Source organism: Psychrobacter sp. UBA2769, from assembly GCF_002352555.1.
Taxonomy (GTDB): domain Bacteria; phylum Pseudomonadota; class Gammaproteobacteria; order Pseudomonadales; family Moraxellaceae; genus Psychrobacter; species Psychrobacter maritimus.
This window is the reverse complement of sequence record NZ_DEIR01000010.1, coordinates 61,266-81,060: the sequence shown is the minus strand read 5'-3', so window position 1 is coordinate 81,060 and position 19,795 is coordinate 61,266. Positions and strand designations below refer to the sequence as shown.

Genomic DNA, 19,795 nt, shown 5'->3' with positions numbered 1-19,795 from the left:
GAATATAGCGACTTATCAATGGTTTTTTATTGCCTAAAATTAATCGTTTAAGCTTATTTGCGAGGATACCATGCTGACTTTATTGCAACGTGCTTTGCCCCTGCTCCCCTTAACCATTGCCATGACTCTTATCAGCATACCAAGCCATGCCGACGATGCACGCTTAACGGCCAAACAATCAGACCCGCAAACCCTTGGTTGGATGCAAGGTTTCCCGCCGCCCCAAGATAAGCTTATTGCGCAGCCCTCCTCTGATTTCTTTAGTTTCCCAAAACTGCGTTGGACGGTCTGTCATATCCGCGAGTTGATGCCCACCACTGACGTCAGTCGCGGTATCGGCGCACCCTCCAAGCTCAACTACGAGTTAGATAAGAATATCGATGCCCTCACCTTTACGCCCACTAATAGTAAGCGCCCGATGACGTGGAAGCAGTCATTGGATGCCAATTACACTGACGGTATTATGGTCATGCACCATGGCAAGGTAGTGTACGAGCGCCAAAATGGCTGCCTCAATGAGCTTGGCAATCATGCGGCGATGTCGATGACCAAATCCATGACTGGGCTGCTAGCAGAAATCCTTGTCACCGAAGGTAAGCTTGACGATAAGGCGTTAGTCGCATCTATCATTCCAGAACTCAAAAACAGTGGCTTTGGGGATGCAACGGTCCGTCAAGTGATGGATATGACCACCGCCCTCGATTATAGCGAAGACTATGCTGACCCTAATGCCGATATCTGGCAGTATTCAGAAGCAGCAAGCCCACTACCGAAACCAAAAAGTTATAGCGGACCTAATGGTTATTTTGAGTATCTGCAAACGGTGAAAAAAAAGGGTCAACATGGGGCAGAATTTAACTATCGCACCATTAATAGTGATGCGCTTGGTTGGATTATCTCGCGTACCACTGGCAAAGCGGTGAATGAATTACTCTCGGAACGCATCTGGCAAAAAATCGGTGCTGAACAAAGCGCCTATATGACGGTCGATGCTAAAGGTACGCCATTTGCTGGCGGCGGTATCAGCGCAGGCTTGCATGACATGGCACGTATTGGTAGCTTAATGCTCAATAAAGGCAAGATTAGTGGCGAACGTTTATTCCCAGCGGCGGTCGTTGATAATATCGAAGCCGGCGGTGATAAAAACGCTTTTGCAAAAGCAGGTTATCAGCATCTGACTAATGGCAGCTACAAAAGCATGTGGTGGTTATTTAATAATCCCACGCCTATCTATGCGGCACGCGGCGTCCATGGTCAAACCATTTATGTCGATCCCGCAGCCGATATGGTTATCGTGCGCTTTGCGTCATATCCAGACGCCAGTAATAGCAAAATTGACCCAACCTCACTACCCGCTTATAAAGCGCTGGCAAATTATTTAATTAAAAAGTAAACCTTTAAGAAATAGCGCTTTAAAAGACTCACCCAAAATAAAACCGCCGCTTTCACTAAAAATGAAAGCGGCGGTTTTTATAGCAATTAAGTCAGCAGACTTTAAGAAGATTAGCTTTTAATTTTACACACTTTAAAGCCAAGCTCTTGTACCGCTGCTTCTTTATCATAAGGCGCAAGTACCGCACGTACATGCTGTTGCCCTTGCAGGTATTGCTTAGCAACACGCTGCAAGTCAGCAACCGTCACGGCCAATATGGCTGCACGCATTTTACGCTGCCACTCGACACCGCGATGATGCAGATTGGCAAAGCAGGCTTTGACCGCTTCACCTGCTGGAGAGCCTGGTTTATCCATACCTGAGATAATACCTAAGATGGCTTCTTCCAACTGCTCATCGGTTTGCGGCTCATTTAATAACCATTCGATACTGGCATCAAAATGTGCAAAGGTCTCAGCACACTGCGGATCGCGGTAGCTAAAGAACTTAAAGGCGCAAGCATTGGCATCGTAGCCTGCACCGCCACCATAAGCACCGCCGCGCTCACGGATGGCACTATGCAGATAGCCATTACGCAGATAAGGCGCTAATACCATCAAGGCAGCGGTATCAGGATGGTCGGCTGCTGGCACGGTATATGCGCTAGCATTATGATAGACGTTGGTCGGAACTAGCCACGCCAAATCTTCAACATCGAGCGCCACACCACTTTCTAGTGCTTTGACCGCGTCTTTCTCGCCATTTAGCGCCGCATCAAGTTGCAACTCGGCAAACTCGCTTGGGATATTGTCTTCAATACCTGTATCAGAGTTTGTGATTTTTTCAGCAATTTTTGGCGCTTGGCTGTCTTTCCAGCTATCAACGATTAAGTTACTTAAGCGTTCGGTTTGCTCAGCTTCACAGATAATAACGGCGTGCTTAGGCAAGCTGATTAACCGTTGATGTAAATCCATCAAGCTGGTTGCCAATTTATCCCACTGCGCATCATCAGTACTGGCATGGGTTAAGAAGTCTTTTAGCGCGTTCAGTGCTGGCAGACCGCTGCGCACATATTCTAACTGCGCTTGGCGGCTCATGCCGCGACTGGCGGTTTGCATCGCATAAGAATGTCCAGAACCGGCAAGGTTTGATTGCCAACCTGCTTGGCGCTGCTGCAAGATTTCTTTGATACGATCGTGCTCACTAAAGACACTGTGCTCCATGACTTCTTTTAGCAAATCAATCGCTTCAGGTTTACGATTTAGCGCGCGCGTTGCCACAACAAAGTAGCTGCTAATCGCTTGGCTGTCATCGATATTGGTACGCTGACTGATACGCGCCGTCACCCCTGATGAATGCGCCGCTTGCTTAGCTTGCATCTCATGAGCGCTTAGCGAGTCGGTACCAAGCTCAGACAATAAGCTTAAGTAAATCGGCAACAATGGATGATTAATCACTTCATTAACGGGTAGCTCGCTGGTATCCTGATTACCAATGGCATCGGTCAACGGCACAATCACTTGATAGTAATACAAGCCATTGGTACCCGCTTCATATTCAAATAAGGTGCTCTCTTGCCCACTTAAATTCACTTGTTTTTGCGTACCTTGCTTAAAACTGATATCGGTCGGGACATCTTCTAAGCCAACCTTTGGCAACAAGCTTAAATCATCAGGTGCTGCTTGGCGCGCTGCCAAATCTAATGCCTGTTGTTTTAAGATAGCTTTATCATCAGCGGTCAAATCCATCGCAATCGTATCAAGACGGGTTTGCTCGGCTGCTGCCAAACGGGCAGTTTTTTCGCTATCAGGTGTCAGTGTGATACGGACACGATGCTGATTATCAAGTAAATGAGTTTTGATTAAATTCAGTAACCACTGCGCATCTTTTACTTGTTCACGCAGCCACTGCAAATGCTCATCAACTTCCCAGACATCGATAGGGTTGCCATCATGAATCGCCGTACTAAAGCCTTCTAGCATGAGATTCAAACCATACGGCATGCTATCACCGCCGATATGGCGCTGATCAATCTCAATTTGATGCAAAATGGTTTCAATGGTTTCATCATCAATCGGTTTGCTCGCGACCTCTTTAAGCAAATCAATAATGCCCTGCTCTACCGCTTCGGCATGCTCAGGGCTTGAACCGCGCAGACCGGTATAAAAGACCATTTCATAATGACTGTCATCGAGTCCCAATAGCGGACTTGGCGCTTTACCAAGTGGGTGGCTGTCCAAATACGCACGCAGCGGCGAACCAGCATGCTCAACCAATACCCCTTCTAACAGACGTAACGCCAAACGCTGCTTTGGATCAGTAATTGACGGTAATAACCACGCAACCACATGATGGGTTTGGTCAGGGCCGGCTTCATCAGCGGTGTAAGTATCGACAGCGCTAATCGGCGCAGATAGACGCTTTTCTGGACGCGACACGTGTTTTTTACCGGCTTCAAACTGAATCAAAGCATCCTCATGGATTTTCGCTTGGGTTTCAGCAACAGGAATATTACCAAAGCTCATAATCACGCTGTTTGATGGGTGATAATGGCTTTGATGAAATTCAACCAGCTCATGATGGGTCAAGTCAGGAATATCAGCAGGATCGCCGCCTGAATTGTAATGATAGGTCGTCGTTGGGAACAAATGATGGGCGACCGTATGATATAACTGGTCAATCTCGCCGCTCATCGCGCCTTTCATCTCATTAAAAACGATACCTTTAAACTGCGGCTTATCATTTTCGTCTAACTCGACGCGAATACCTTCTTGGGCAAAATCAAGCGGATGTATATTAGGGAAAAATGACGCATCAAGATAAACGGCAAGTAAGTTAAAGTAGTCGTTTTTATTTTGCGTCGCATACGGATAGGCGGTCCAATCGGCAGCAGTCATCGCATTCATAAAAGTATTTAATGAGCGTTTAATCATTGAGAAAAACGGGTCACGTACAGGGAATTTCTCAGAGCCACACAAAGCCACGTGCTCTAGAATATGCGCCTCACCTTTTGAATCCATTGGCTGAGTGCGAAAGCCGACCAAAAAGGCATTTTCATCACTCGGATGCGCCAAATGGTAATGCATGGCCCCAGTCTTAACATGCTGACTGATCAGCACATCCATCGATAGCGCCTCAATGTGGCGATGCTCAATCAGCTCAAACGCTGGATGTAGCGTTAAATCCGCAGTAAATGGCGTGTCAGTCATAGTTATCCTTATCAATGATAATGTATATCGTGCCCTGATTTTCGGGGCTCATAAAATGGTGTCTATAGCGCTAATAGATGGGGCTTACCTATGGATAAGTCAAGCTAGCCATATGGTAATAACGGCTCACTGGGTAAGATTTATCAATGAATATTTTAAAAGTAGTATTAAGGCAATATCCATAATCAAATAATGGTTTTAACCCTTAACAAAGGTAGCCAGCACTGCTACTATAAAGTTAACTACTATTTTAGGAGCCCCTGATGAGCTACCAACATATTTTACTGGTCACCGACTTATTGTCCGATGCTGACGAGGTTGCCCTAAAAGCCAAACGTATCCTTGCAGGCTCGCCTGAGGCTAGACTATCCGTTTTGCATATCGTTGAAGATGATATGGTGCGCTTCGGCTTTGAGCTGGTGCCTGCGTCTAGTTTGTCAGGCGATTTCGATGGCGAACACTGGCAAGAAGCACGCACTAAATTGGCGCAATTCTTAGAACGCAATGAGCTAAACGCGGTCAACTCCGAGGTCACTGCCGCTATCTCTAACAGTAAAGGCATCGTCAATTATTGCCGCGAAAAAGAAGTCGATTTACTGATTATCGGTCGCCATGAGCGCCGCGGTATCGCCGCTTGGTTAGTCAAGGCAACCGCCGACAGTATCTTGCCAAACGTACCTTGCGACAGTCTCGTGGTAAAACTCGATCAGCCTGTACCAAAATAACGAGATAAGCAAGCAAGGCGCTAAAAAGCTACTGTTAAGCGTAACAAATATCCCTATAAGATATAGACAAAGATAGCTTAGCAGCACTTAACAGCGCTCGGTAGGAGTGCTATAGTAAATACTATCTGACACGAGGAAGACGCTATGAGTTACGAACATATTTTATTGGTCACCGACCTAATGTCCGATGCTGATGTGGTCGCCCAAAAGGCCAAACGCATCGTTGAGAATCGTCCTAACGCCAAGCTATCGGTGCTTCATATCGTTAAAGATACTATGGTTGGCTTCGGCTATGAGCTGGTGCCTGCCTCAAGCTTATATGATGAAATTGATGATGAGCGCTGCCAAGAAGCGCGCGCCAAATTGGCACAGTTTTTGGACCGTAACGATTTACATGCGGTAAATTCTGAAGTGACCACCGCCATCTCTAACAGTGAAGGTATCGTCAACTATTGCCATAAGCATGATGTTGATTTATTGGTCATCGGTCGTCATGAACGTCATGGTATCGCTGCTTGGCTCAGCGGCGCGACAGCAGATAATATCTTGCCCAATGTCCCTTGCGACAGCTTAGTGGTGAGACTGGATAAACCGGTTAATAAATAACTCTAAGAGCAGACTTAACGTCGTTCCCAAGTTATTTGAAACTATTAAAATAGCTCATTAAAAAAAGCGCATTGTATGACATTGCGCTTTTTTATTATTCATTAAAACAGTAAATATTCTCACTAGAATCTCTACATTTACCATTAAAATCAATCTTCTATCAAAATATCAATAAAGCTTTGCCAAATAGGGCTTTGATGGCGGGCTTTGTGCCAAACTAGCCACCACGTACGTGATAAGTCTATACCCGCTACTTTTACCTGCACCAATTTTCCTGCTGCCAGCTCCGCCTCAATGACATGCTGCGATAAACAACCAAGCCCGATATCGGCGCTTACCATATGTTTAATGGCTTCTGATTGCTGAATCGCCATCACAATCTCAGCATGCGGCAGATATTGCAATAATTGCTCATCGATAATTTGCCGCGTACCCGAGCCAGCCTCTCGTACCAATAGCGGCAGCCTTGCCAGCTGTTCCGCGCTCAACTCATAACATTTTTCTTTCTCGTTATACTTCATGCCTGTCAGCCACTTACTATGACGCTTAGCAAAGACCATCAAGGTATCGGTCCGCCAAGCGCGCTGTTCAATCACTTTCATATCTGTCGGACGTGGCATGCCTTCGACCAAAGCAATATCGATATTTAACTGCTCAACCTCGCCGACTACCTCTTGGGTATTGGCAATATACATATCGATATGGGCATCCGGTAGCGCTGCATATAGCTTGGCAAGCAACGGCGGCAGCACATAATTGCCGATAGTGGTACTGGCACCGATATGAATCTGCCCCGCTTGATGCTTATGATAATGCTCTAGCGTTAAGGCCTGTCCTAATATAGCCTGTGCCTGTATATAAATAGGATGGGCGTTTGGATGCTGATTTAGCCTGCGCCCGACGCGCTCAAATAGCGGCATCTGCAACCTTGACTCCAGCTCAGTGAGCGCGCTACTAACTGCCGACTGCGACAAATGCAACTCCTCACTGGCACGGCTGGTGCTGCCAGTTTGATAAATACTGACAAACACCGATAGCTGCTTAAGGGTAATCTTCGGCAGCATCTGTATGGGTTTTTTCATAATGGCTCTGACATCCTATGCTGCCTATAAATTCCAAAAGCCTAAACTCCAAGAATCGATTCTTAACCTAAAAAATCGATAGTTTATATCTTATTAATCTGTTTTTATTATAAATCGACATGACTTATACTGTCTATTCATAAGCTTATGCTTATTTCGATTATAGATGATAAATAATAGGTGCGTACGACATGAACGCTTTAGCACAAAACATGCATAACTACTTTCCGCATAACCGCCATATTTTGGGGCTGATTTTCGTGCTGATTGGTAGCTTGTTTTGCTTGTGGCTGAATATGAGCTTAGATACGTGGTCGGACGGGCGTATTATTGGGCTGTCCTCATTAACCCTAGCAATCTTGCTTGGGATGGTATTGGGTAATACGCTATATCCAAATTTTTCTGAACAACTTAGCGATGGGGTTAACTTTGCCAAAGGTCAAATATTACGCCTTGCTATTATTTTTTATGGCTTTAAGCTGACTTTAACCCAAGTTGCTAGTGTTGGTATGCCAGCGGTAATGACGGATGCGCTGGTATTAACCTCAACGTTTTTACTCACCTATTGGCTGGGCACCAGATGGCTCAAAGTCGATAAGCAGACGACGTTATTGATTGGTGCTGGTGCCAGTATTTGCGGTGCGGCAGCGGTGATTGCCGCAGAGCCGGTGGTCAAAGCGGAAGCCCATAAAGTCACTATCGCCGTCGCCACCGTGGTGGTCTTTGGCACGATTGCCATGTTGCTCTATCCGTTTTTATATCAGCTTGGCTGGTTGCAACCGTGGCTAAACGCCCAGCAATACGGCATTTATACCGGTTCAACCATTCATGAAGTCGCGCAAGTGGTGGTCGCTGGTAATGCCGTTAGTACCGAAGTTGGAAATACAGCGGTCGTCACTAAAATGATACGGGTAATGATGCTTGCGCCCTTTTTGCTGATTTTATCGTTTGCCTTAACCGCAACCAGTAGCAAAAATGGCGAAAAACTGTCGTTGATGAAGCGTGTACAACAAGTCAAAGTGCCATGGTTTGCCTTTATTTTTATATTAGTAGTGTTACTACATACTTGGGTGCCAATGACGGCAGGCTTTGAGCGTAGCATGGTCATGCTCGATGATGTGTTGCTTACCATGGCAATGTTTGCGTTGGGCTTAACCACACACCTAAGCGCCATTAAACAAGCGGGGGTTAAACCGCTTATCTTAGGCGCAATGATGTTTGCTTGGCTTATCATTGGCGGCGGACTGATTAATATAGTGATTGCTTCACTCTAATCACTTCACTCTAAAACAGTTACTGACTACACACCAAACTCTTAACACCAAACCAAAAATGCCTACGACTATCACCATAGTCGTAGGCATTTTTACTTTAAAAGCTTTGCTTAGCGCCTTATTATTAAGGCATTTATCATAAGCGATAAACATAAACAATAGACGAAAAAAAACGAACCCGAAGGTTCGTTTTTTATTCATCTTGCTCTAGTTGTCTATAAAGACAAATTAGATAGCAACGATGTTATGAGCTTGTGGACCTTTTTGACCTTGAGTTACAGTGAACTCAACTTCTTGGCCTTCAGCTAAAGTTTTGAAGCCTGAACCAGTGATTTCGCTGTAATGAGCAAAAACGTCTGCGCCAGTTTCTGGAGCGATAAAACCAAAGCCTTTAGCTTCGTTGAACCACTTAACTGTACCTTTTTGAGTATCTGACATATTGATAATCCTACTTTTTAATTTATTAATGGTCTAGTGACCGGTAACGCTTGCAAATAGCTACTGAACGATAAATATTAAAACGAAGGATTATAACTAATACTACGAGGTAATGATTTGGTGCAGAACTGCTCTTAAGCTTGGTCGTATTATAGGGAGGTTAGTTCAGTATCGCAAGCCTTATCTCACCTTTCGTGTAACTAAGTGCAAAGATTGACTGTTTTTTGGCCCTATTTAGCCTATTTTTAAGCATTGGGCAAACGAAATAAAAACACCGCTACGCTAGTACAGACAACGGCTAGCAGCCATGCGACCCATACCATGTCGGCAGGAATGTTAAAAAATAACATTATTGTTGATATGGTCATCATTATGGTTGCCAACCACTTCGCATATAGCGGTACGGCGCGGCGATCTTCCCAATCACGGACATATTTACCAAAATATTTGTGATTAATCAGCCAAAAGTGAAAGCGTCGTGAGCTACGCGCCCAGCAACCCGCTGCCAATAGTATAAAAGGCGCGGTTGGCATCACTGGTAACAAGATGCCAATAATACCCAAGACAAAAAACACCCAACCCAGTATCAAAAACGTCCAACGTACGGTTGGGCTGTTATGTTGATTGGTCTTAGGTCGATAGTAAAAAGCTTTTTTTGGTTGAGTCATGGGAGTTTTATCAGTCAGTGTTAGACATTAGGTCGTTAGGTTTGGACTACCTATATAAGCTATCAAAGATAAAGAAGTTCAAACCTAGGTTCAAGACTGATTTTGCACGGTTTTGCTACGGATACGTAGTTTGTTTAGCAGTTAGGTAAGTGTAGATCGTTATTCACTACGATTTGGCAGGATAGCTTTCCCAGTAATCTGCGATTGCCTTTGGAAAGCAGTATTCTTTTGGCATCACGGTAATGGCGATGGGTACTAATATGGATTTGGTCACCCCGCCGACACCCTTACAAGTAGCATCGGCAGGCACGTCATAATAAATCACGCGCAAGGTGTTTTGCGGACAGAGGTCTGAGCACTGGAATGATTTGACCACTGCAATACCATGATGATAGCCAATGACCCACTGCTGCGCGCCTTCGGTTGGTGCGGATTCTTTTTGCTCAGCAGCTCGAATAAGATCGGCGTCTGTTAAGGTGTCTTCATTAGTCGGTGGTGAGACAAGGACGCAAGCGCTTAGACTTAACAACAAGGCGCTTAGGTTAAGGGCTTTGGCGGTTGATGTTTTTTTCATGGTAAACATCCTTGTTTAAAATGAATGATATTAAAACCTAGCGTCTTAGTCTTTAAATTAACCCAATAGCCAAACTACCGCTACCCAAGTAAAGAGCAACATACCAATATTGGCATGGAAAAAAGTTGGAATCACACTGTCTTTAATATGGTCGTGCTGTCCATCGGCATTTAGACCAGCGGTGGCGCCAAGTGTAAGCGTAGAAGCTGGAGAGCCAGCGTCGCCTAATGCAGCAGAAGCGCCAAGCATCGCTAGCGCCGCCAATGGTGAAAAACCAAGGGCAAAAGCTAACGGAATATAAATTGGTGCTAAGATTGGCACAGAAGCAAACGAGTCGCCAAAACCAATTGTAATAAACAAACCGACGATTAACATTACTGCCGCACCAAAGAGTTTATTATCACCAAAAAACTGGGTAGCCGATTTTACTAGCGGATCTATGTCACCAGTGGCCGTTAATAGGGCACCAAAACTAGAAGCAATAGTAATAATCACGGCAATTTCAGCCATTAAACGCACACCTTGAGTAAAAACATCATCTTGAGCCTGCCAGCGATAAATACCAGAAAAACCAAGAATCATAAATCCAATCATTGCTCCAATAAATAGTGAATCAAAATAAATTTGGAACAATAGCACCACCACAACCGCTAATGCGGTAAATAGTAATGGCTGCAAACCAATCTCAATTTTTTCTTCAACAGGTGCGACATACGCCTCTAGTTTTTCTAGCTGCGTATAATTACGTGGTTTACGATACGTAATCAAAACTGCAAATAGCATTCCAGCAAGGATTCCCATCACTGGAAAAAACATCGCTTTAGGAGCCATACTGGCAGTAGCAGCATATCCTGACGCTGCGCCAACACTATTAAAATTTTCTAGTAAAATCTCATTCAGATAAATAGCACCAAAACCAAACGGTAGTAAAAGATAAGAAGCACTAATTCCACAGGCCAGAATACAGGCAACAGCACGTCGATCAATTTGCAAACGATTCATCAGCCCAAGCAACGGCGGAATAAGTACTGGAATAAAGGCAATATGTACTGGGATTAGATTTTGCGAGAGCAGTGAGGCAACAATAAACAAACTAAACAGCATCCATTTAACTTGTTTACGTACATTAACCCCATCACGATTTAAGCTACTGGCCATTTTTTGCGCGACCCAATCGAGAATACCACTTCTCGCAAGTGCAACTGCAAACGCTCCGACCATGATATAGGTCATACCTACCTGTGCGCCACTGAGTAGATTGTCATTTAATACCTGTAAGATATCAGGAAATTCTATTCTTGCATGGAGGCCACCAAGCAAAGCAGCAGAAAGTAAAGAAACTGCAACGGGAATTTTGATCAGACAAAATACCACCATTAATACAATAGCTAATACTACTGCATTAATCGGAACGGCCAATACCCATAACAAGCCATAAATAGCTGCCAATATGCCTAGAACAGGCAATGCGCGGCTAAGAAAAAAATAATCCTCACGATAAGCAGATAACATAATGCTCCTTAAAATAACATTTCAAATTATTCAATTTTGTAGACAAGACTTAAAAAACATTAAAACAACATGCAATATACACATATTGATTCTAATTAGTAACGCCCATGATCTACTATTTTATACAGCATCTTTAATTGATTAAATTCTGGATACAAAGGACAGCCTGAGACATAAAGTTCATTGCTAATCGTATAAACGATAAAAAATACCATCATAGATTTATGATGGTATTTTTAGGATAAAACTACAGGTATGAATGTACTTATTTTATTTTACAACGCCTTTAATTCTTCCATCTGCGCTGTCATCGCCGTCAACTGCCCTTCTAGCTCAGCCAGTTTAGCCTTTTCAGCATAGACCACTTCCGCAGGCGCTTTACTGACAAAGCCTTCATTACCAAGCTTGCGGGCGATACCTTCGGCTTGACCTTTCAACTTATCATATGACTTACCTAAACGAGCTAGCTCAGCCGTTGGATCGATTAGCCCTTTCATCGGTACAAGTACACGTAACTGACCGACCATACTTGATGACGATAGTGGCACTTCATCGCCTTCTTTGACGATCTCTAGGCTCTCGACTTTGGCAAGCGCTTTAAACTGGTTTTTGATACGTGACAGGCGCGCATCTTCGTCGCTAGAGATATTTTGTAGTAGCACTGGCAGACGTACTGCATTTCCCAGTTTCATCTCGCCGCGGATATTACGCACGCTCGCGATAAGCTCTTGTAGCCACTCCATATCTGCCTCAGTTTGCTCACTGATTTGGGCAGTATCGGTTTGTGGATAGTCAGCAACGACGATACTGTCGGTATTTTTACGACCCAATAGCGGCGCAACCGTCTGCCAGATTTGCTCGGTCAGATACGGCATGATTGGATGGCTAAAGCGTAGCGCGGTCTCTAACACATGCAGCAATACATAGCGGATTTGTGCTTTACGCTCGCTCGATACCGAGTCATCATTGAGGCTGGCTTTGGCAAGCTCAACATACCAATCACAGTATTCATTCCAGATAAACTCATAAATATCATGACTGACCATATCAAGGCGATACTGGGCAAAATGCTGATGGATATTACTAATCGTCGAGTTTAGACGACTCATGATCCATTTTTCTGGCAATTCCCAAACATCCATGTTGGCCACTTGGTCAATCGCTTGGGCATTGCCTTCTTTATCGACACAATTCATCAGTACAAAGCGGCTGGCGTTCCAGATTTTATTACAGAAGTTACGATAGCCCTCGACACGCTTTAGATCAAAGTTGATATCGCGACCAGTACTAGCAAGGGAGGTAAAGGTGAAGCGCAGCGCATCGGTACCGTAGGCTGGGATACCTTCTGGGAACTCTTTACGCGTTTGCTTTTCAATTTTGGCCGCATCTTTTGGGTTCATCATATTGCTGGTGCGTTTTTCAACCAGCGTTTCCAAATCGATACCATCAATCAAATCGATAGGATCTAAGACGTTACCTTTAGATTTTGACATCTTTTGACCATTGCCATCACGTACCAGACCATGCACATAAACGGTCTTAAACGGTACTTGCGGCGTGCCATCTTCGTTTTTGACAAAATGCATGGTCATCATGATCATGCGCGCAACCCAAAAGAAGATAATGTCAAAACCGGTGACCAACACGCTGGTCGGGTGAAAGGTTTTAAGGACGCGTGGATCGGCGTTAGGGTCTGCCCAATCAAGCGTACTAAACGTCCATAAACCCGAGCTAAACCAGGTATCAAGCACGTCATCATCTTGGCGCAATTTTACGTCGTCGCTTAAATTGTACTTAGTGCGTACTTCCGCTTCATCACGGGCAACATAAATCTCACCTGTGGCATCGTCATACCATGCAGGGATACGATGTCCCCACCATAGCTGACGGCTGATACACCAGTCCTGCAAGTCGGTCATCCACGACATATACATGTTTTTATATTGCGCAGGGACGAATTCAATACGACCATCTTCTACGGCATCAATCGCAGGCTTGGCAAGCTTACTTACTGCTACATACCACTGATCAGTCAACCACGGCTCAACGATGGTGCCGCCACGCTCAGCACGCGGGGCTTTGAGCGCGTAGTCTTCGATATCTTCTAGCCAGCCTTGCTCACCTGCTTGCTCAACAAGGAATTTACGCGCCGCAAAACGCTCAAGTCCAGCATACTCACTCGGCGTGGTCTCTAATGTTGGCTCACGTGTTTGCAGATCAGGATAAACTTCCATCGCTGGCAAAATGTTAGCGCGCTCATCAAGGATATTGATCAATGGCAAGTTATGACGACGACCAAGTTCATAATCATTAAAGTCATGGGCTGGGGTGATTTTTACGCAGCCGGTACCAAATTCGATATCAACATAATCATCGGCAACAATAGGCACAATGCGACCAGTGATTGGCAAGGTAATGGTTTTGCCAATCAAATGCGCGTAACGCTCATCCTTTGGATTGACCGCAACGGCGGTATCACCCAGTAAGGTTTCAGGGCGCGTGGTGGCGACGACCAGATAGTTTTTACCCTCTTGGGTTTGCAACTCTTTATCAGTGAAATGATAGCGGAAATGCCATAAGCTGCCTTTTTCATCGACGTTTTCTACTTCTAAATCCGATAACGCCGTTTGGAACTTAGGATCCCAGTTGACCAGACGCTTACCACGATAAATCAAACCATCGTCAAACAGGCGCACAAATACTTCTTTAACCGCATTGGATAAGCCATCATCCATGGTAAAGCGCTCACGCGACCAATCGACCGAGCTGCCAAGCCGACGAATCTGACGGGTGATATTATCGCCCGACTCTTCTTTCCATTCCCACACTTTATCGATAAAGTCTTCACGCGTCATATCACGGCGCTTAATACCTTGCGCTTCTAGGCGACGCTCAACGACCATTTGGGTGGCAATACCTGCATGGTCGGTGCCCGGTTGCCAGAGTGTGTTGTCACCATCCATACGATGATAACGGGTCAGCGCATCCATAATGGCATTATTAAAGCCATGACCCATATGCAGTGAACCGGTGACGTTCGGTGGCGGCAAGGCGATAGAGAATGACTCGTCTTTATCAAAGCTTGGCTTAAAATAACCACTGTCTTCCCAGCCTTGATACATGCCCGCTTCGACATCGCTTGGATTGTAGGCGTTCTCTAATTGACTTAAGGCGGCTTGAATAGATTCGGTCAGGTTGCTCTTGGTATTTTCAGGGGTATTAGGAGTACTCATAATAGAATGGTCTTTTATTAAAAATGAATGTGGTCAAACAAAGTTATCGAAAAATAGGGAAAATAATTAATAGAGTGATTTTAACGCAGATGGGCAGATTTTGTTAGATGCTAAGGTAATTTATCAGCCTTACAGCGCGTCATTGCGCCACTAACACCAGCAAATAGCAGCAAATAGCAGCAAATACCAATAAACAACCGCAATCAGCTGAACTTCCCACAAAATAAATCCTAGTCGTGTTATAAAATATGGGTCATGCGAGAACTTATATAGTTATCGTATAGCATAATAAATGGCGTCTTTATCCTAAAATAATAATCTGATAAACAGCGAGCCGACCGTGTCCCAAGAGACTGAGCACACCTATAGCAATAACAGCCATTCTAAAGCTGATAACATAGATGATAAGCACTTGATTGATGAGAGCGCTAACCATCTATCTAGTGCTAACAACAAGGACGTTAGCAACGCTGATGTGCCAGACGACACCGATGCAACAGAAAATTTAGAATATGAGGATTTTTCTGAGGATATTAGCAAAGAAGACCAAGAAACCATCAAAAAATTCGCCAACGATGACAATTTAAGTCAAGCAAAAAGCTATGCCAGTATCTTAGTTGAGCAAGTGATGGATGCCAGAGAAACTTTTGAGCGCTCACTTGGCTCACTATTTACCAGTGCTTTTACCGCTGGCCTTGAAATTGGCATCAGTTTCTTTATGATTTTAGCGGCTTTTGCGCTATTGAGTGGCGTGCTACCGAGCCATTATGCTGTGGTACTCGCCTCCCTACTTTACCCGATTGGCTTTATTATCGTCGTCATTGGTCAGTCGCTATTATTTACCGAACAAACCTCACTCTTAAGCCTACCCGTCCTCAATAAAATCGAACCGCTCAGTAAGCTGCTACGCCTGTGGGGCATCGTCATCGCCGGTAACGTCGTTGGTGGCTGTTTATTTGCGGCATTGATGATAGGTTTGGGTTTAAATATGCAGCTGTTTAGCGTCAGCGACATTGATACTTATGCCGAGCATATCTTAGGGTTTAGATGGTGGGTGATATTCGGCAGCGCCATCTTGGCAGGCTGGATGATGGGCGTCACCGCGTGGCTTGTGACCTCAGCGCGCGATACCCTTAGCCGCATCGTCTTGGTGACGCTGATTACTGGCAGTATCGGCTTTTTGGGTTTGCATCATAGTATCGTCGGCAATATCGAAATCTTTTCAGCCTTGCTCTATGGCAACACCGTCAGCTTAGGGCGTTATTTGCTGTTTTTAGCCGTGGTGTTGATAGGCAATACCGTCGGCGGCGTGGTATTTGTCGCGATACTTAAAAACCGTACCTTCCTATTTGAATTAGCCAAAGTAAAGGAAGAAACAGCTAAGGATAAGTTAGAGGCAAAAAACAATATCCGTGGACCTTACTAGAGATAATCAGCACCGTATTTTTAAATCTCACGCTAAAGCTCGATAACCGACGTTAACTATAATAAATTCCATTTAAAAATAGTACAGGGCTGCTGGGATAAATTTTACGCCGCCTCGAGAGTGCAAAGCACACAGCAAGCATGGAAAATTTACCACAGTAGCCCGTTATAACCTTTGTACTTATTTTATCTAGCACTGACTATATTGAAAGCGGTTATGCAGCTTTATCACTAAAAAACTATAATCGAGCAATTGTGAGTGCTTAATTATGATAAACCATACATTTCCACTTACAGCATACGCGCTGCCAACACACTACTTTCTATCTCAGACTTTCTTAACTTATTGTGCCGAGCGCTAAATATACGCACCAAAATGCCTGCCGTTAGGAACATTACCAAGGTATAAATGGCGGGCATCATCGACATATCGTAGTTAGATAATAGCGTTAATGCCATAAATATCGATAAAGTACTGTTTTGTAGACCGACTTCTAGCGTCACCGACGTTCTTTGCGCTAAGTTAAGGCCGAACCATTTGCTACTATAATAACCGAGCGCCATGGTTGAGACGTTTAATAATACCGATACAGGGCCGGTCGCGATAAAGGCATCGACAATGATATCGCGTTGCACATAACCCAAAAACAGCACTAAAAACGTTAAAAATATCACCCCAAATCGAGACACATAGACTTGTGAGCGATCGGCAACTTTTGGGGCGTAGCGTTTAATTAACATCCCGATACTAATAGGCACAATCGTCAGCACCACCAAGGTAAGCACGGTTTTTACTACCGGTAATTCAAACTCACTACCGCTGCCCATAAAATAAATCAATGAAAAACTCAGCACAATGGGAATGGTAAATACGGTAATAACGCTGGCAATCGCTGTCATCGTCACCGACAGTGCCACATCGCCTTTAGCCAAATAGGTAAATAAGTTTGAGGTAGTGCCGCCCGGACACAGAACGAGGAGCATAACCCCAACGGCGTATTCTGGGCGTAATGGCATGATATTAGCTAGGGCAAAGCCAATGATTGGCAACAGTATCAGCTGATTGGTCAAGCCAATACCGACAGCTTTTGGGTATTTTAATACCCGTTTAAAATCATTGGTAATCAGGGTCAAACCCATACCCATCATGATTAAAAACAAGCAAACAGGAATAACAACGGTATTTACTAAGGTGACTAGAGCCAGACTTTCCATAACTACATCCCTGTAGATATGACCTATTGCTAGGTCAATTTATAATGATTAAATGATGCCTGATTAGCAATCCTTGCTAATGCTTATAGATAACGGACATCACCCGTTTTAAACAATACTTATTTTGAACGGTTTTTTATAGCATCTTTCATAGTAATGTTATTGCTAATTATCAACAATAATTAAGAATTAATAAAGGGAGTATATAGGGCAAAAGTTAGGTTTAGCTGTTTTATTCAACGACTCACCAGTCAAATACGGCATATCGTGACTAAGTAAAAATAAAAGGGATTTTGACGAGATTAAATGAGAGGGTTTACCGTGAGCTTTCAGATAATTTGGATTCTGATAATTAGCGCTAAATACTTTTAGTTAAATAGCTATGACGGTATAAGAAGTTATATTTTGGAAATATTGATGGAGGTTTTGGTCGGCATAGTGATGGAGGCGTCAGTAGGCGCTTTAGTAGAATTTTCAGTACTAAGCACTGCCGTACCGTAAGCAATGGCTTCGACCATGCTGCCCAACTGATTGATATTACTCACTTCAAGACGTAAACCATAGATATGGTTATAACCTTGCGCCTGCGCTTGTGTGCGCATACGCACCAATGCTTCACGGCGAGCGCGGTCAAGCAAGGTTTCATAAGTGGTCAGATTTTTGCCAAAGATACTTAAGATGCGCGCTATGACCATTTTAAAATAATCTTGTGCAATCACCACGCTGCCCATGACCAACTGGCACTCAGTATCCGCAGAAAGTTTTGGCACATAAAAGCGCTCACTTGAGACGATAATATGACTGAGTTCTTGCTCTGCGACTCTTAGTTGTGCCAAATGCTGCCGCTCATGCCGCGCCCCAAAAAACCAGCCCAGCACAAACAGAACGATAAGCGGCGCATAGTTCATCAGCATTTGGGTAAGAGAGTTATTCATCGGACGTCTCGTATCATCAAAAAGCGTTGCCGCTTTTTATGGTTCATTAACCAAAAGGGTTGAAACGTGGCAAATCATCAGTAGCGGTGCTTGGCGATTGAGGCGCTGCTTGGCTGTGACTCTGATCGTTATTGTGATTATTGAAATCCGTATGACCAGAGTGATTGCTCGGTGGTTGCTGAGACATCGGGACGGCTTTGACCGCTGTACCATAGACAAACAACTCTGATGCACCTTGGGCAATGCTCGAGGTCGAAAAACGCAGGCCCACGACCGCATCAGCGCCCAAAGCTTCTGCCTTAACCACCATACGATCGATCGCTTCTTGACGTGATTCTTCTAACAGCTCGGTATAAGCCGTCAACTCACCGCCGACGATATTTTTAAGCCCAGCAAACAAGTCTTTACCGACATGCTTTGAACGCACGGTACTGCCATATACGACGTCTAAGCGCTCGGTAATCTGATAGTTGGGTAAGTGCTCAAGATTGGAGAGTTGCACAGTCATAGTACAGCCTTATCGGTGACTTATAGGGAGTTCAAAGAATATTTAAGGATTCAGTAAATAGTAAGGAAGAATGCTTATCGATAGTATTAATTTATAGACAGCATTTATTTTGATAATGATACTGAATAAACACTGTCTATTTAGCTATCTGTTCGTCCGTCTGTTTATATACAAACAGCTCTAGTCGTTTGTATGGAACAATAAAAACAGCTCAGTCAAATTGCCTTCAATGCTATTGGCCATTTGCGCCATTTTATCTTCATCGGCACGCATTTGCGCAAGCTCAGGATCTTCGTCATCGATGCCACTGAGTACAATCATCGGCAAGGTTAAGACCGCCACATCTTCTGCAGTTTCTTCATCTTCAAACCAATCACTGGCTTCATCGCCATACATCGCATCAACAAAGCCAATTGACCAAGCAACGATATCTGACTCGTCTGAAAAATCGACCGCCACTTCTTCGTTACCGGCATCTTCACCAAATGGTAGCTCAATCGGCGTCTCGTTTTTTAGTTCCGCCATAATCGATTCGCGCCAGCGCTGGATACCGTCAATAACATTTTCTGGAATTTCACTAACATGACCTTCAAACAATGCTTCTATCCAATTTGGCAACGGACGGCCAATGACAGTCGCGGTCAAAAAACCATGGGTGGCAACACTATCGAGCACAAACGCGCTTTCTTCATTGTCCAAATAGTCTAATAATTCATCGAAACTGAGTGGGTTATTCATAGTGTGATAGTCCTTGGAGGATAGATTACGTCAGGCGCAATAAATAAGTTATGAAATACAAGAAATATAAAAGGCGGGAAAGCTAAAAATCAAGGTAGACAACAACAAAAACTGTCTGAACGCATAAAACCTGTCCAAAGCACTTTTATAAAATATGTCTATTGAAGAGCGCTGATTGCCGCGTTATTTTTAATAAACCAATAGCATTAAGAAGAATAGCATCAAGAAGAATAGTATTTAGAATAATAATACTAAGAACCCTCATCTTAAAAACAGTATTG

At 44.1% G+C, this 19,795-nt stretch carries 16 protein-coding genes; 5 read left to right on the top strand and 11 right to left on the bottom strand.

Going from position 1 to position 19,795, the window contains the following annotated elements; genetic code table 11:
* The first annotated feature begins 70 nt into the window (after positions 1-70).
* Positions 71-1,393, top strand: a complete 1,323-nt coding sequence (locus tag B3Q63_RS03665; protein WP_296173941.1) for a serine hydrolase domain-containing protein — start codon at positions 71-73, stop codon at positions 1,391-1,393.
* A 110-nt stretch (positions 1,394-1,503) separates the two neighbouring features.
* Here the strand turns inward: B3Q63_RS03665 and B3Q63_RS03660 are convergent, their stop codons facing one another.
* Positions 1,504-4,581: an insulinase family protein gene (locus B3Q63_RS03660; RefSeq protein WP_296173938.1), complete on the bottom strand. Its 3,078-nt coding sequence runs from the start codon at positions 4,579-4,581 to the stop codon at positions 1,504-1,506.
* A gap of 263 nt (positions 4,582-4,844) precedes the next feature.
* Between B3Q63_RS03660 and B3Q63_RS03655 the strand changes: the two genes are divergently transcribed.
* Complete coding sequence (locus B3Q63_RS03655) at positions 4,845-5,306, top strand: universal stress protein (RefSeq protein WP_296173936.1); 462 nt, start codon at positions 4,845-4,847, stop codon at positions 5,304-5,306.
* A 144-nt stretch (positions 5,307-5,450) separates the two neighbouring features.
* Entirely contained in the window at positions 5,451-5,912 is a 462-nt protein-coding gene (locus tag B3Q63_RS03650) for a universal stress protein (protein WP_087813544.1), read from the top strand.
* 149 nt (positions 5,913-6,061) lie between these two features.
* Here the strand turns inward: B3Q63_RS03650 and B3Q63_RS03645 are convergent, their stop codons facing one another.
* Entirely contained in the window at positions 6,062-6,994 is a 933-nt protein-coding gene (locus B3Q63_RS03645; protein WP_296173928.1) for a LysR substrate-binding domain-containing protein, read from the bottom strand.
* Positions 6,995-7,185: 191 nt separating this feature from the next.
* On the opposite strand from B3Q63_RS03645, the gene B3Q63_RS03640 reads away from it, so the two are divergent.
* Positions 7,186-8,268 (top strand): YeiH family protein, encoded by a 1,083-nt coding sequence (locus B3Q63_RS03640; protein WP_296173926.1) that lies wholly within the window; start codon positions 7,186-7,188, stop codon positions 8,266-8,268.
* Positions 8,269-8,496: 228 nt separating this feature from the next.
* On the opposite strand, the gene B3Q63_RS03635 is transcribed toward B3Q63_RS03640, so the two are convergent.
* From B3Q63_RS03635 to B3Q63_RS03615, 5 genes are all read right to left on the bottom strand, one after another.
* Entirely contained in the window at positions 8,497-8,706 is a 210-nt protein-coding gene (locus B3Q63_RS03635; protein WP_010201661.1) for a cold-shock protein, read from the bottom strand.
* Between the two features lie 245 nt (positions 8,707-8,951).
* On the bottom strand, positions 8,952-9,374 hold the full coding sequence (locus B3Q63_RS03630; RefSeq protein ID WP_296173903.1) for a YbaN family protein: 423 nt from the start codon (positions 9,372-9,374) through the stop codon (positions 8,952-8,954).
* 166 nt (positions 9,375-9,540) lie between these two features.
* Positions 9,541-9,948, bottom strand: coding sequence for a hypothetical protein (locus B3Q63_RS03625; RefSeq protein ID WP_296173901.1), 408 nt, complete (start codon positions 9,946-9,948; stop codon positions 9,541-9,543).
* A 57-nt stretch (positions 9,949-10,005) separates the two neighbouring features.
* Positions 10,006-11,415 (bottom strand): Na+/H+ antiporter NhaC family protein, encoded by a 1,410-nt coding sequence (locus B3Q63_RS03620; protein ID WP_414706306.1) that lies wholly within the window; start codon positions 11,413-11,415, stop codon positions 10,006-10,008.
* A gap of 320 nt (positions 11,416-11,735) precedes the next feature.
* Positions 11,736-14,693: a valine--tRNA ligase gene (locus B3Q63_RS03615; protein WP_296173896.1), complete on the bottom strand. Its 2,958-nt coding sequence runs from the start codon at positions 14,691-14,693 to the stop codon at positions 11,736-11,738.
* 340 nt (positions 14,694-15,033) lie between these two features.
* Here B3Q63_RS03615 and B3Q63_RS03610 point away from each other — a divergent pair, with 340 nt between their 5' ends.
* Positions 15,034-16,119, top strand: a complete 1,086-nt coding sequence (locus tag B3Q63_RS03610) for a formate/nitrite transporter family protein (RefSeq protein ID WP_296173893.1) — start codon at positions 15,034-15,036, stop codon at positions 16,117-16,119.
* Between the two features lie 290 nt (positions 16,120-16,409).
* Here B3Q63_RS03610 and B3Q63_RS03605 read toward each other — a convergent pair whose 3' ends face one another.
* The 4 genes from B3Q63_RS03605 to B3Q63_RS03590 all read right to left on the bottom strand — a co-directional run bounded on the left by B3Q63_RS03605 (position 16,410) and on the right by B3Q63_RS03590 (position 19,514).
* Positions 16,410-17,333, bottom strand: a complete 924-nt coding sequence (locus B3Q63_RS03605) for a bile acid:sodium symporter family protein (RefSeq protein ID WP_201565043.1) — start codon at positions 17,331-17,333, stop codon at positions 16,410-16,412.
* Positions 17,334-17,731: 398 nt separating this feature from the next.
* Entirely contained in the window at positions 17,732-18,268 is a 537-nt protein-coding gene (locus B3Q63_RS03600) for a YbjQ family protein (protein ID WP_296173886.1), read from the bottom strand.
* A gap of 46 nt (positions 18,269-18,314) precedes the next feature.
* Positions 18,315-18,776, bottom strand: a complete 462-nt coding sequence (locus tag B3Q63_RS03595) for a YbjQ family protein (protein WP_296173883.1) — start codon at positions 18,774-18,776, stop codon at positions 18,315-18,317.
* A gap of 180 nt (positions 18,777-18,956) precedes the next feature.
* A complete protein-coding gene (locus B3Q63_RS03590) occupies positions 18,957-19,514 on the bottom strand; it encodes a UPF0149 family protein (protein ID WP_201565040.1) in 558 nt (185 codons plus the stop codon).
* Positions 19,515-19,795: the final 281 nt, after the last annotated feature.

Coding starts and splice junctions, on each gene's coding strand:
- B3Q63_RS03630 (WP_296173903.1), bottom strand. CDS start 9,374: ATGACTCAACCAAAAAAAGCTTTTTACTATCGACCTAAGACCAATCAA.
- B3Q63_RS03625 (WP_296173901.1), bottom strand. CDS start 9,948: ATGAAAAAAACATCAACCGCCAAAGCCCTTAACCTAAGCGCCTTGTTG.
- B3Q63_RS03660 (WP_296173938.1), bottom strand. CDS start 4,581: ATGACTGACACGCCATTTACTGCGGATTTAACGCTACATCCAGCGTTT.
- B3Q63_RS03665 (WP_296173941.1), top strand. CDS start 71: ATGCTGACTTTATTGCAACGTGCTTTGCCCCTGCTCCCCTTAACCATT.
- B3Q63_RS03655 (WP_296173936.1), top strand. CDS start 4,845: ATGAGCTACCAACATATTTTACTGGTCACCGACTTATTGTCCGATGCT.
- B3Q63_RS03590 (WP_201565040.1), bottom strand. CDS start 19,514: ATGAATAACCCACTCAGTTTCGATGAATTATTAGACTATTTGGACAAT.
- B3Q63_RS03640 (WP_296173926.1), top strand. CDS start 7,186: ATGAACGCTTTAGCACAAAACATGCATAACTACTTTCCGCATAACCGC.
- B3Q63_RS03650 (WP_087813544.1), top strand. CDS start 5,451: ATGAGTTACGAACATATTTTATTGGTCACCGACCTAATGTCCGATGCT.
- B3Q63_RS03605 (WP_201565043.1), bottom strand. CDS start 17,333: ATGGAAAGTCTGGCTCTAGTCACCTTAGTAAATACCGTTGTTATTCCT.
- B3Q63_RS03615 (WP_296173896.1), bottom strand. CDS start 14,693: ATGAGTACTCCTAATACCCCTGAAAATACCAAGAGCAACCTGACCGAA.
- B3Q63_RS03600 (WP_296173886.1), bottom strand. CDS start 18,268: ATGAATAACTCTCTTACCCAAATGCTGATGAACTATGCGCCGCTTATC.
- B3Q63_RS03635 (WP_010201661.1), bottom strand. CDS start 8,706: ATGTCAGATACTCAAAAAGGTACAGTTAAGTGGTTCAACGAAGCTAAA.
- B3Q63_RS03595 (WP_296173883.1), bottom strand. CDS start 18,776: ATGACTGTGCAACTCTCCAATCTTGAGCACTTACCCAACTATCAGATT.
- B3Q63_RS03645 (WP_296173928.1), bottom strand. CDS start 6,994: ATGAAAAAACCCATACAGATGCTGCCGAAGATTACCCTTAAGCAGCTA.